The sequence below is a fragment of the Paenibacillus sp. GL_099_B genome (assembly GCF_057835695.1).
Genome location: NZ_CM174430.1, coordinates 875,636 through 888,845 on the forward strand (window position 1 = coordinate 875,636; position 13,210 = coordinate 888,845).

The 13,210-nt window shown below is 43.6% G+C and carries 12 protein-coding genes; 6 read left to right on the top strand and 6 right to left on the bottom strand.

The annotated features are described in order from the left end of the window. Positions 1-54: 54 nt before the first annotated feature. The gene (locus AC3ITG_RS04105) at positions 55-1,227 is read left to right on the top strand and encodes a DUF4317 domain-containing protein (RefSeq protein ID WP_413375291.1); all 1,173 of its coding nucleotides are present in this window, start codon (positions 55-57) and stop codon (positions 1,225-1,227) included. 110 nt (positions 1,228-1,337) lie between these two features. On the opposite strand, the gene AC3ITG_RS04110 is transcribed toward AC3ITG_RS04105, so the two are convergent. Continuing rightward, a complete protein-coding gene (locus AC3ITG_RS04110) occupies positions 1,338-2,282 on the bottom strand; it encodes a helix-turn-helix domain-containing protein (protein WP_489252883.1) in 945 nt (314 codons plus the stop codon). 172 nt (positions 2,283-2,454) lie between these two features. On the opposite strand from AC3ITG_RS04110, the gene AC3ITG_RS04115 reads away from it, so the two are divergent. Both AC3ITG_RS04115 and gnpA read left to right on the top strand, forming a co-directional pair. Continuing rightward, positions 2,455-3,474, top strand: a complete 1,020-nt coding sequence (locus AC3ITG_RS04115; protein WP_489252884.1) for a glycoside hydrolase family 88/105 protein — start codon at positions 2,455-2,457, stop codon at positions 3,472-3,474. Positions 3,475-3,487: 13 nt separating this feature from the next. Further along, a complete protein-coding gene (gnpA, locus tag AC3ITG_RS04120) occupies positions 3,488-5,671 on the top strand; it encodes a 1,3-beta-galactosyl-N-acetylhexosamine phosphorylase (protein WP_489252885.1) in 2,184 nt (727 codons plus the stop codon). Positions 5,672-5,829: 158 nt separating this feature from the next. Here gnpA and AC3ITG_RS04125 read toward each other — a convergent pair whose 3' ends face one another. Beyond that, positions 5,830-7,170: a lytic polysaccharide monooxygenase gene (locus AC3ITG_RS04125; RefSeq protein ID WP_489252886.1), complete on the bottom strand. Its 1,341-nt coding sequence runs from the start codon at positions 7,168-7,170 to the stop codon at positions 5,830-5,832. Positions 7,171-7,560: 390 nt separating this feature from the next. Between AC3ITG_RS04125 and AC3ITG_RS04130 the strand changes: the two genes are divergently transcribed. After that, a complete protein-coding gene (locus AC3ITG_RS04130; protein ID WP_063567124.1) occupies positions 7,561-7,776 on the top strand; it encodes a hypothetical protein in 216 nt (71 codons plus the stop codon). A 143-nt stretch (positions 7,777-7,919) separates the two neighbouring features. Here the strand turns inward: AC3ITG_RS04130 and AC3ITG_RS04135 are convergent, their stop codons facing one another. Further along, positions 7,920-8,243: a hypothetical protein gene (locus tag AC3ITG_RS04135; RefSeq protein ID WP_175380976.1), complete on the bottom strand. Its 324-nt coding sequence runs from the start codon at positions 8,241-8,243 to the stop codon at positions 7,920-7,922. Positions 8,244-8,377: 134 nt separating this feature from the next. After that, the gene (locus AC3ITG_RS04140; RefSeq protein ID WP_489252887.1) at positions 8,378-9,301 is read right to left on the bottom strand and encodes an alpha/beta hydrolase fold domain-containing protein; all 924 of its coding nucleotides are present in this window, start codon (positions 9,299-9,301) and stop codon (positions 8,378-8,380) included. A gap of 304 nt (positions 9,302-9,605) precedes the next feature. Between AC3ITG_RS04140 and AC3ITG_RS04145 the strand changes: the two genes are divergently transcribed. Together AC3ITG_RS04145 and AC3ITG_RS04150 are read left to right on the top strand one after the other, a co-directional pair. Continuing rightward, positions 9,606-10,163, top strand: coding sequence for a hypothetical protein (locus tag AC3ITG_RS04145; protein ID WP_489252888.1), 558 nt, complete (start codon positions 9,606-9,608; stop codon positions 10,161-10,163). Positions 10,164-10,335: 172 nt separating this feature from the next. Beyond that, positions 10,336-11,322 (top strand): phosphotransferase, encoded by a 987-nt coding sequence (locus tag AC3ITG_RS04150; RefSeq protein ID WP_489252889.1) that lies wholly within the window; start codon positions 10,336-10,338, stop codon positions 11,320-11,322. Positions 11,323-11,419: 97 nt separating this feature from the next. Here the strand turns inward: AC3ITG_RS04150 and AC3ITG_RS04155 are convergent, their stop codons facing one another. Together AC3ITG_RS04155 and AC3ITG_RS04160 are read right to left on the bottom strand one after the other, a co-directional pair. Next, positions 11,420-12,409 (bottom strand): DUF4003 family protein, encoded by a 990-nt coding sequence (locus tag AC3ITG_RS04155; protein WP_489252890.1) that lies wholly within the window; start codon positions 12,407-12,409, stop codon positions 11,420-11,422. Positions 12,410-12,619: 210 nt separating this feature from the next. Continuing rightward, positions 12,620-13,015: a hypothetical protein gene (locus tag AC3ITG_RS04160; RefSeq protein ID WP_072735676.1), complete on the bottom strand. Its 396-nt coding sequence runs from the start codon at positions 13,013-13,015 to the stop codon at positions 12,620-12,622. Between the last annotated feature and the right edge of the window lie 195 nt (positions 13,016-13,210).

Genomic DNA, 13,210 nt, shown 5'->3' on the forward strand with positions numbered 1-13,210 from the left:
TTATATCGTTTATACTTGTAAGGCCAATTTACTTGAGGAGTTGTCTAACGAATCATGAATAAAAAAGAAGTCGCGCATATACGCAAACAGTTTAAGATGGATCATGATTTACTGAATATTTACGATATTCTCAACGTGTATATTACGAAAGAAACGAACGAGATTTATCATTGGGAGCGCCATCCGTTTGAGCTGGTGGACAGAGAGAAACAGGAACTGTACATGGGCAATTTCAAAAAATTGCTGACGGGCGAGCTGGATCAGAAATTGTTTGAGCTGAAGTTCCAGGAGCAAGCGGAGGAGCCGGCTCAGGTGATGCTTCACCAAGCACTGGTAACAGGAGATCCGGAGGAATGGCAGGACCTGATGCTCCTGTTGGTGGAAAGAATGTTGGCGGATGCCAAGTATGAAAGGGATATGGTGATCACGTTCGTTCGTGGACAGTATTATTTGCCAACCAAGGCTCGGAACGACCAAGCGGAAGAGAGCGAGAAAAATGAAGTGTTCGCACATCCATTCATTCTTTGCAGTGTGAATTCCACGGAGAAGCAGCGGAAAACGCTCTTGTTTGATTACGTGGAGAGAGAATTTAAGTACAATGTCATTGTAGATCCGGTTGTCAAATTAAGCACACCGGAGCAGGGCTTCCTGTACCCAAGCGTGACGGACAACTATTCCGATGTTAATCGCATTCTGTACTGCACAGGGAAATCCAATTTCCCGGATCCGCATTTTGTCGAAAATGTATTGAATGGAGAAAGGTCTGTGACAGCACTGGAAGAACGGGCGATCTTCGAAGATATCGTGAAGGAACTGACTGGTGAACAACTCGACGCAAGCACCCTAGCCCATGTGTACGAGGAGATTAACCGGGTCATCGAAATCAATGAAGAGACACATGAAGAAGAACCTCCGAAGCTCGATTATAAAGATGTGGAACGTGTGCTGACCGCAAGCGGTGTAGAGGATCTGACATCGGAGAAAGTGGAACGGGCATTTGAAACGATCGTGGACGATAAGAATTATGAGTTAAAGGCGAACAGCGTTATGCCGAAATTTACTTCGAAATCCATTAAGATTGAAACCAAAGTAGCCACGATTTCGGTCAGCCCGCAGGATTTGAAGTATGTGAAACAGGTGAATTATCAAGGTAGACGGTGCATCATGATTGAGGTCGATGAAGACGCCGTAATCGAAGGGTTCACGCTCACGACAGAGATACTTTAGAGTCGTGTAACAATCCCTTTATTCGTATTGAAATGATACAAGGAACGAAAGAAGACGCTCAGGACTCGCTCCTGGAGCGTCTTTCATTTGCCTATAAACTATATCTCCCCTTACATCCACCCTGTAAACTCCAATATGGAAGCTTTCGCAGATTGCACTTCGGACTGTGCGCCTTTGCGCCATTCTTTCGGCGATTTCCCCATAAGTCTGGAGAAGCAGCGATTGAAGCTGGAAATGGACTGAAAACCGACTTGTTCGGAGATTGAAAGAATGGAAGCGTCTGTGCTTTTTAATTGCTTGCAGGCTTCTTCAATTCGGGTGCTATTTAGGAAATCCAGAGGTGTGGTTCCCATAATCTCATGGAATTTTCTTCGAAAATGAGTGGTGCTTAGGTGGCAAAGATCAGCTAGAAAATCGATGGTGATGGGCGACATATAGTTTTTGGTGATATACTCCAGAACCGGAGAAATAACAAGATCACCTTTTAGATTATGCTGCGTTTCTTGATCTGCCAAGGGTTCATTCCGGGAATGGATTCGCAGGAGTTCGATATAAAGGGATAACAATAAGCCGTAGGCACTTTCCTGATAAAAAGGATTTTTCTGCTTTAATTCCTCTACCACAGATGTCGCAAGGGTATAAATCCTCGGATGTTCCTCCCTGTTTAAAATGCAGTTTAATCCCTTAATGGCCCTCAAATTGGGTTCAAAGTTACTGTAGGCACTGTTCTTAAACGACTGTTGAAAGAGGTCCTCGGGCGAGAAAAAGAGATAAGACCATAAGCTGGCTTCATTGGGTGAACTATACGTTGTATGAGGAAGATATCTGGGGATAAAGGTTACATCACCGGCTTTAAAAGGTACCGATTCACCTTTGATCTCCATAATGCCGCTATCCGAATGACAAATACCAATCTCCAGATGGTTGTGGAAATGAAGATGTTCACTTTTGATATCAGAGATTTTCCAACGTTCACCGCTTAACAGCAGAATAGGAAAGTGGATTGGCAAGCTATAGTGGCGGTATTCAATAATAGGCTGCTTTTTTCTGGGCACATTCGATAACTCCCATTCATAAATGATTGAAATTGCGCAGTTTTGTTGCGAATATGCTTAGATTTACACTATTTTACTGCGTACAATGGAATAAGTAAAGCGTTTTCAAACCAAGGACGGACAGCTCTCAAGCGCATTTGGGGGCATGTGCGCTACGAGAGGGGAATCACCGATGCTTCAAGTGAAATATGACAGGGAAGAAATTTTAAACATTATTGATAACGTTACGAAAAAAACATTGGCGATGGATTTGACGTGGGATTGGCCTTGCGGTGTGGCGTATTATGGTGTAACCAGAGCTTATCAAACGACAGGCAATCAAGAGTACTTGGACAGGCTTGTCCAATGGGCGGATGAATACATCGAGCTGGGCTTGCCGGACTGGACCGTAAATACATGTGCGATGGGCCATATGCTGATTACTTTATATGAAGAAACAGGGAACCAGAAATACTGGGATATTGTAATGAGCAAGGTGGATTATCTTCAAAATCATGCGCTTAGATTCGGAGATAACGTGCTGCAGCATACTGTATCCATTTCCAATGATTTTCCCGAGCAGGCATGGGCGGATACCTTGTTTATGGCGGCATTTTTCCTGCTTCGTGTAGGAAGCAAATTAAAGGATCAGGACATGATCCAAGATGCTCTGAATCAATATTACTGGCATATCAAATACCTGCAAGATCAGAGCAGTGGTCTCTGGTACCACGGCTACAATAACGTCAACAAGGACCACATGTCCGGATTATATTGGGGAAGAGCAAATGCCTGGGGCGCCTACACCATGTCGCAAGTAAAACCACAATTGAAGGACTGGTATCTATATCCACAGTGCATGGACGTGGAGTGCTCGTTGCGGGATCAACTGGCAGCTCTGAAGCTCGTGCAGACAGAAAATGGCTTGTGGCGAACAGTTCTGGATGACGAGCAGTCGTATGAAGAGGTGTCGGCTTCCGCTGGTATTGCAGCAGCCATGATCAATAACGGTAATCCGCTACATACAAAATACGTTCAAAAGGCATTGGAAGGCATCCTGAACAACATTAGTGAAGATGGACGTGTGCTTGGTGTATCTGGTGGTACGGCGGTGATGAAGGATCGGGATGGATATCGCAATATTCCAAAAGACTGGATTCAGGGCTGGGGTCAGGGCCTGGCGCTCGCTTTCCTGTCCGATATGTTGAAATAGGGAGGAAACCAAGTTGTCCAAACCAATCAAAGGCTCCTTTACACTACCCGGCGAATCCGGTTATGAGGCACTGACTTTGGAACTTGCCGAACGGTGGGGGGCCGATGTCATTCGTGACAGTGACGGCACACAATTATCCGATGAGATTATTAACGCGGGGTATGGTATTTATTCGACCATCTGCATCGTCCGGGATCATAACGAGTGGGCATCTCGAAATCAAGATAAGCTCCAGCAATGTTTTTTAATTACGAATCCGAAGGTAGCTGTACAAGATTATGTATCGTTCTATCTGATGGAGGATTTTTTTGCTGAACAATTCAAGGTGAATGATTCGAAAGAAGCGTTTAAGTATTGGCAGGTCTTTGACCGGACAACTGGGGAAGAAGTGCCAAGAGGACAGTGGAATTATGAGAGGGAATCCGGCCATGTGGTTATTACCGGCATCGTCCCTTGGCATAAATACACGGTAAGCTTCATGGCCTATCGGATCTGGGAAGAGATCTCGATGTACAATCACACCACGAACCATTGGGACAAGGAACATTTGATGCAAATTGATCCCATCTATTCGGAAACGCAGACCTATCTGCTGGATTGGATGGAGAATTGGTGTCAGCAGCATCCGGAAACAACGGTGGTTCGTTTCACCTCATTATTTTATAATTTCGCTTGGATCTGGGGCAGCGACGAGCGTAATCGCCATCTCTTCTCGGATTGGGGCTCATATGATTTCACGGTAAGTTCAAGAGCACTTGATTTGTTTGCCAAAAAAGTTGGATATTCACTCTCTGCTGAGGATTTTGTGAATGGCGGCAAATATCGCGTGAGCCATATCCCGGCGCAGCAGCGCAAGCTGGACTGGATGGCATTTATCAATGATTTTGTCATCGAATTTGGGAAGAAGTTAATTGATATCGTGCATAATCACGGCAAGCTGGCATATGTCTTCTATGATGATAGCTGGGTTGGCATGGAGCCTTACAATGACCGCTTTCAGGAGTTTGGATTCGATGGGATGATTAAATGTGTGTTCTCCGGTTATGAGGCAAGAATGTGTTCAGGTGTCAAGGTGGATACTCATGAAATTCGGCTGCATCCCTACTTGTTTCCGGTTGGTTTAGGCGGACTTCCGACCTTTAAGGAGGGCGGAGACCCCACACTGGATGCCAAAAAGTATTGGATTAATATCAGGCGTGCTTTGCTCAGGGAGCCGATTGACCGGATTGGACTGGGTGGATATCTGCATCTGGTTGAGCCTTACCCGGACTTTTGCGATTACATTGAGAAGATTGCGGACGAGTTCAGGGAAATAAAAGAGTTGCATTATGAAGGCAAGCCCTATCAAATAAAGACCAAGGTAGCGGTTCTGCATAGCTGGGGTAAATTAAGATCCTGGACATTGTCCGGCCATTTCCACGAAACGTATATGCATGACTTGATTCATGTAAATGAAGCCTTATCGGGCTTACCGGTTGAAGTGCAGTTCATAGATTTTGAAGATATCCGTTCGGGCGTGCTGCAATATATAGATGTCGTGATCAATGCAGGCTCTGCCGGTTCAGCCTGGAGCGGCGGAGAACATTGGAATGACCACCAATGTGTGGACTTGCTGACCAAATGGGTGTATGAGGGCGGTACCTTTATTGGAATCAACCAGCCATCGGCTGTAGAAGGGTACGACAACTTTTTCAGAATGGCACATGTTCTTGGGGTGGATGAGGATACTGGCGCCAGGGTGGTTCATGGAAAATGGACATATGAGACTCGCGATGAGCATGGTTTGTTGCCGGAAAGGGCAAGAATAACGCCGAAGAATAACATATATCTTACCGATGGAACAGCTGCTGTGGTGGATGAAACGGATAGTATGATTACATTGTCTACACATGATTTTGGTAAAGGAAAAGGAATCTACCTGCCTTCATTCGAATTCAGTTGGGAGAACACAAGGTTGCTGCTGAATCTGATTCGTTTTGCGGGCCAGGAATCCCAGGAATCCCAGGAAACAAAGTACATTACGGATAACTTATTTACAGAGTGTACTTATTATCCGGAGAGTAAAATATTGGTCGTCATTAACAATAGTGATCAAGTTCAAACGACGACAATTGATACCGAGTATGGGAAACAAACCGTGGAATTAGATCCGTATGACACCCGAATTACCCATATTGGCTTGATAAAATCGGTATAGAAACATAAAAAGCAAGCAATAAGACGTTTGGGACTCATTCCTGAAGCGTCTTATTTTGCATGGTGTAATCCACAGCCGATCCCTTGAATATGGACCGGCTATGGTTGTAATCAGAAACTAAATGGACTTCTTTTTAACTAATCCTCCAGTCAATCACGTTATTGCAGCTGCCAGAGGGTTGGTGTTGCCGAAGGGATCCAATCCACTTGAGACTTGTGTGTAAGGAGGCATTTGTACGTTAGGTTATTGTAGCTCACGATTGTACCCGCTGTGTATTGAGTATTAGCTGCCCATGCCGGTGCAGTAGCAGCTGCGGCTGTTTTACCGCTAATCGTGCTAGCAGCAGATTGGTTGCCTGCCGCATCAACAGCATAAACCGAGAAGTTGTAAGTCGTGTTTGCTTCAAGATTAGTTACAGTATAGGATGTTGCTGTGCCGGATGTCGTTGTAACTAAAGTAGAGCCGTTGTAAATTTTATATCCTGTTACCCCTACATTATCCGTAGATGCCGTCCACATCAGCTGAATGCTGGAAGCGGTTGGTGTTCCCATCACATGCAGCCCGCCTGGAGATGTAGGTGCGGTAGTGTCGTTAGCAGGAGGTGCAGTTGTGGTAACGCTTACAGTATTGCTTGCTGCAGATTCGTTACCTGCTGCGTCGACCGCTTTGACAGTAAAGGTATAGGCCGTGCTTGCTGTCAGCCCCGTAACAGTATGACTTGTAGTTGTGCCGGATACATTTGCTATTAAGGTAGTCCCGTTGTAAATTTTATACCCCGTTACGCCTACATTATCTGAGGAAGCCTTCCACGATAAGGATGTACTGGTCGCAGCAGTTGCAGTTGCCACAAGTGAAGCTGGAGGTGTTGGTGCCACATTATCAACCGGGTTTGTCCCGGAGAAGTTTACGTCGATGACATTATAGAAAGCGTTGGGAGTATCCGCAACCTCCCAGACTGCTAGAATGACATGATAACCGCTACGTTCGGGTACGTTGCATGAGTTGGTGTAGCTAAATGGTGGTTGGCTGCCATTATAGGGAACTGAACAGAACGGTGTCAGGTCAAACGAATCACGGGATAGAGGTGCATTCGGATTCCAGTTCGTTTTCGTAATATAATATTTCCAGCTTGCCGTTGAATGGTTAGCTGTCAGCTTCCAAGTAAACGTATTATTGCCACTAGACATATTCACTTTCGACCAACGTGTAGCAGATTGCTCATCGAGCTTAGGGAAAACGCCGTTAGCGCTTGCAATATGGCCGTCCGTAGGTCCTGCGGTAGGGAAGCCTTTAGGTGCTTCCAGGCTTTGGGGTTCATACACGATACTGCCGCAATCTTGATTGACTCCCGAAGCACACAGTGCAGCTCGGCTCGCTGGCCCTTCTACGTAACCATGTGACAACGCCTTTGGACTGTTGAACAGCATGCTTACCGTGGTAAGCACCAGCAGACAGCAAATCAATACTAGCTTGGAAGACGGTAAAATGAATCTGAACATTTGATAGCCTCCTGTATCATTTTTTTTATATAAACTCAAGTAAGAGCTTATATCGTAATTAAGGAATTGCTATACCATATATGGATGTTGTTCGATAAAGAAATCGATATACGGGAATTTCTAAAGTTATTGTAAAGGACACACATTTGCTGAACAAGGATAAATTTGATAGATAATCCATTTATTCAATACTTAGGAAGGCGTGAAAAAGGCCTTCGCGGAGAGATCATCTCTCCACAAAAGCCTTTATTTCCGACTGGATTGATAAGTGAAGTGCGTATTATACAACGATACTACAGAAAAGGCAAGAGGAAAAAGATTGCTTTTAAGTGGGGAATCGTTTATGCTAAAAAAAGGAAGTTTACTATATTTGAAAAGGAGGAAGTTGAAATGGAAAATATGTGTATGAACATGATGATGAACATGTGTATGGAAGAAATGATGTGCAAGATGAAATCCATGAAGATGATGATGGAATGCATGGAAGACAAAAGCATGATGGAAGGCATGGACATGAATAAAATGATGTCCTGTATGCAAGAATGCGACGAAATGATGACCACAATGATGGGCATGATGAGCAACATGAAGAAAGCATCCATGTAATTATCGATCGTTCATTTCATGTAAAGCTGGCGGGCTTTACATATGTGCGGAACAGTTGACTGTACGCATCAAAAGAATAGTAAGCCTTTAATCAAGGCGGGTTAAGCGGACGAACTGCAGACCGGCTTTTTTTGTTATTTATTCTATTTATATTGAAGAATCTTCCGAGAGACATCAATCCGCATTAGCTTTAATTTGAACCATTGCTCCTGTAAAGACTCAGTCTGGTAACCCTCTGAAGCGACTCTCAGCTTGCTGAAAATGTCTATCAGTTGTTTGTTGATTCGGTCGTAGCTTGTAAGCAGCTCACGGAGCAGTATAGCTTTTCGTTCTTCCTCCAGTAACGCGTCCTTCTGATCTTGAAGCTTCCTGAGAATATCTTCAGCCCATTCCAAGTCTTCTATGGTACGGGCATAATTATATAAGTCCAAATAATCGTTAACCCAAGTTTGTGTCAAAGAATCCATGGCGTTATTCACTCCAGTCAGCTACGCTTTTCTATATACCGAGTATTATACCCGGAATAATACAATTTACAAGTGCTGAATGAGATTTTCCTTGGTTTTTTTCAGTAGTAGTCTCATATATGCAATTCATGTGATCATTGCTTAATAATATTAATGATTTTGCGCTCTGCATCCTTGGCTTCAGGAATAGGGTAAAGCACAAAGACATGATTCATTTTGGGATATACAAAGGTATTATGGTCAATGCCCTGGTCGGTAAGCAGTTTGTCGAGCTTCATGTTGTCGGGAAATAAACCTTCATGGGTTCCGATGAAAATGGTAATCTTTCCGAGTCCTTTGAAATCTCCGTAGATTGGGCTGATCAGTGGATCATCCAGATCTTTATCTGCCGCCCATATTCCCCGAATTACATCATAGCCTTCCACAGCCAGCATCGGATCTCGGGTCTCATAGTCGAATATTACCGGGTTGTCCAGAACCATATCCACACATGGAGATAACAAAATGATATCTTTGGGTTGAGGAAGAAGATTCATCTTAATGTAATGTGCGAAACTGAGCGAAATATTTCCGCCCGCTGAATCTCCCATAATGGTAAGTTGTGCAGGACTCTTTATCGATTCAATGATTTCCCGGTATAAGTTCAAGAGTCTTGGATAAGTATGCTGATAGTTGAAATGAGGCACTTTGGGATAGATGGGTGCTATAACTTTGGCATTCAACGATTGTGCGATGCGGTCCATGAACTTCCAATGAAAGGTTAGAGGCTGGTGCGTATGAGCGCCGCCGTGTATATATAGAATTACCCGTTGTTCAGGGGAACTTTGGTCATTTAAAGTAAATACCTGCATGTCTTCAAAGGAACGTTCATTTACTGAGGAGATTAATTTAACCTTACCCAGCTCATAAGGTTTATTGTTCTCTACACCCATGTGCTCCAAGTGCTTCAGGGTGTTTTCTCGCGTGGATAAATTCTTCTTGCTATCTAAAGTTCCGATGTATTTTTCTAATAGATAGCTCTTAATAGAGCGTTTTTTGTTATATATATTCACACTCATCTGTGCGCCGCCTCTCATCCATAAAGTATGATATCCACAGTATAAAGCCTGAAGTATACTTCAAGGTCAAGGCTGTGAAATTGAAATGAAAAGAAGCATGTTTTAACATGATAACATTACTCGCTAGCGTATAAGAATCATAGAAAAAAGTAAGAGCATACCTGTTCGAAAGTAAGGGTTTTAAAAATAAATAATGAAAATATTACTAGATAATCGTTAAAAAGAGACAGAATTATTCATAATATTATGAAAGAAGCCGATAATGAATAAGGAAATAAATAACTGATAAAAAGGAGGATTACCAGTGTCAAAATGGAACAAAAGAAGTATTTTGATTGGATTATTTTTAGTTTTTCTAATTGTAATTGCAGCATGTTCAGGTAAAGAAAAAACAGATGAGGAAAAATTGAGAGAGCTTTTAAAAGATACTATTGTGAATTCTGGAAATATCACAGAATCTTCGTCAGAAGTAGAGCCGCCGACTGTTGAATCTGAACTCAGAGAGATTAATAACTTTCTAACTATGGATATCTGGAATGACGGCTTTGTAAACATTAGTTCGTATACTAGGCGTGGGACTGATGCTTTAGGCCAGACAACGGATATTGATTTCTTAATTGAGCGTCTAGGTAAATCTATGGAAAAGAAAGCGGAGTATGGCACATACATACAAGGGTTAGATCCAAAGTATGACGATCTGAAGCAAGTGTGGACCAAGCTTTCAAATGAGACTGACATTCTGTATAACACATTAAAGGATAATAAACCTACAGCTAATGATGAGGATTATAAATTTGATACCGGATTGTTTTCTCAGTACAAAGATGCTTTTAGTAATGATGTACTGGCACTAAATCCTTAATTAGTCTCATGATTAAATAAAGTTATTAACGGAATCAGCATGGCGCGGAGCATTTGTTCCGCGTCTTTTTGTTTAATAGTTGAGATCCTCTTGGATTACTCTAAGAAAGGAGTTTGGGCCTCAATCACGAATGATACTAAATTCTAGGAATATAAACTGAAGGAGCATACATATGTTCAACCAACCGACTGCTTTACGTTCAGTGCTCAATCCTAAATATCTGGAATTTGCATTGAGTGATCAGTATGACATCGGACCGTGGGAAGAATGTTTATTCTGGCTGAGAGGGTTAAATGATACCTACCGGGTACGTACTTCCTCTGGCATGTATATTCTTCGTGTCTACCGTACTGAAATTACGGAAAATGATGTACGTTACGAACTGTCCCTGTTATCTCAATTAAAGGGCATTTTAGGTTCATCTGTACATACCGATATTGGAGAGTACATCGAGAAGAAAGATCATACTGGATATACTGTGTTGGAGGCCACTGAAGGCAAGCGGGTTGCTGTGATGTTTCGGTATATTGAGGGTACGGAGAACAACCTTGAGGATGAACAGTCATGTTACGCTTTTGGTCAGTCTGCGGCTGAGCTGCATAAGGCGATGGACCAAGTGGTATTGGAGCAGCCGCGGTATGAGTTGGATACGAAGTTGCTAATTGACGAGCCTCTTGAACGAATCATTAACTACATCGGTGAAAAAAATGAAGCATCATCATTCCTACATACGTTTGCTAGAGAGTTAAAAGAACGCATCGGCGTTGCATCCAAACAAGGTTTGGACACGGGGCTGTGTCATGGCGATATGCATGGGAACAATAACGCTTTTCAGCAGGGGAATCAGTTCATCCATTATGACTTCGAGTGGGCAGCTAAAGGCTGGCGTGCCTACGATCTGGCGCAGGTGAAGGCTCGGAAGAGACAGTCTGGTGAGCAAAAAGTAGCGTTATGGAGTGCGCTCATGGCAGGTTATCGTTCGGTTAGAAGCTTCTCTGCCGAAGATGAACAGGCTGTTGATCTCTTTATTGTCGCTCGCCGATTCTGGGTGATGGGTCTGGATGTTGCTTTTATCGAAAGTGATATGGGTGCACTGGACTATGGTTCGGATTGGCTGGATAGTTTCATTGAGGAATTTCGTGACACAGGAATTGTTTAGTAGCGATGACTAACAACAATGATGGATTCAAAGGTAGAAGGCCTTCTGGATGGTTCCAGAGGGCCTGTTTTATTTTGTAAGATGAATTTCATGACCTTTAGTTCGATGAAGTCGAAGCTACGACGGCAGCCGATGTTGCAGCAGCGGCCATGGCGGCCTGTTGTGCGATGATAATGTTGGTGATGCTCGTGGAGACCGTCGTGGTCAGAACGCCATTTCGAAGATCCTCCACATATTGCACTGCCACCAGCGAGGACGAGAGCAGCAGCAATTCCTGTTTGTTAATTGACCAGGCACCGAAGCCCTTTTGGGTGCGTAACCATTCATACGTTTCCTCAACTTGTTCTACTAGCGTATCTATGTCAGCGGGCAGTAAGGAGAGGATCCCCAGAGCCGGCAGGGTGTACATTTTGTCTAGTCTTATTCCCCGTCTGCGGAATGCCTCATTTAACGCTAGAACATGGGCACCTGCCTCCGGATTATCATCTCCTAGGACCAGCACTTGGGTTAATGCCTGCACGCTATTGCCCGGTGAGAACTCAGGTTTTAACTCAGCATAGAGCTGCTCCATACGGGTCACACCAGATTCTACATCCAGATCGGAAAGGGCCAGCATGGCAGCGAAAATATAATCGTCTTGTCCGGTAAGAAAGCGGTGTTGGGCTTTCATGTGATCATAAAATGCTTTGGCTCGTTCGACCTTAAGCTCGAATTGGTCAGGCGCCGCGTGAGCTGCAATCTGATAGGCAGCAATAACCAGGTAATCGGACGTACGAAATTTGACTTTTTTCATCAGATCATAGATAAGAAGGGTGTCTTCCAGTTTCTTTTCCTGATCTGTTGTAAGCGAGAGCAAGGTGGCGACGCTGATCGCCGAATTTCCCCTGAAGGCCGAAAAGAGATTGGTGTTTTGCTTAATCAATTCATGACTTTGACGAATGGCCTCGCCATCGGCTTGTTTATTTTCCGCTGCATATAAAAGGGCCGCCAGACGGTGCATCATCACATTTTGCCATTTGAATGATTTTTTGATGATCTGAGTGTTGGTAACGAATAATTCGACTCGTGCAGCATGTTGCTCTTGCATAAGCAGACCTCCCGAATGATTAGACCTTTTCTCCAGTTTACTATAAATGGGGCCTCACCGTTCACAGAAAAAAAGCACCCCAACAGAAGTTTATGGATTCCTTGGCAGGCTCCAATTTGTACTTCTAAGAGGTGCATTTTTGATTAAACTGAAAGAGTTCATGTATTTGAATCTGCATATAAGAATAGATACTATGTGTTCGTTGTATTGTTAATTGAAAGAAATGGTATAGGATACGGAAGGGTACAACGTCGTGGATGCTGGTACGCGTTCTACCACAGTGACCAGAGTGCCAGGATTGTAGTAGGCTGAACCGCCAGTGTAATTGTTGTTGTTTACGATGGCTGTCCCCAGGTCGATTGTCGTATTATTGTAGCTCCAGTAGTAGTGCAGTTGAAGTGCATTGGCTGCGGAAGCCGTAATTTTTACGCTTGTACCGGTGGTTTTGGCATTAGGGAGAATGTAGGCGTATCCTTGACCAGCAGTGAGCGTATTGGAATAGCTGCCTCCATAACTTACGATGGCGGGATTAGCCGATGCGGTCAGGCCGAACATAAGGGATATGCCCATAAAAAACACAAACAAGGTGCTGCTAAGTTTTTTCATCGATACCTCATCCTTTCAAAATGAAATGTTTTAAAGGGTACCCTCACTAAAACGAAAACCTTTTCGAAAATGGATGGAGACATCCTCCTTTTTTCAGTTTATGTTAGCGTTAACATTCCTGACGGCTATAATATATACCAATAAAATACAGTTGTAAATAGCGGAAAAGAGTATACAAAAAATGACCGCTTTAGG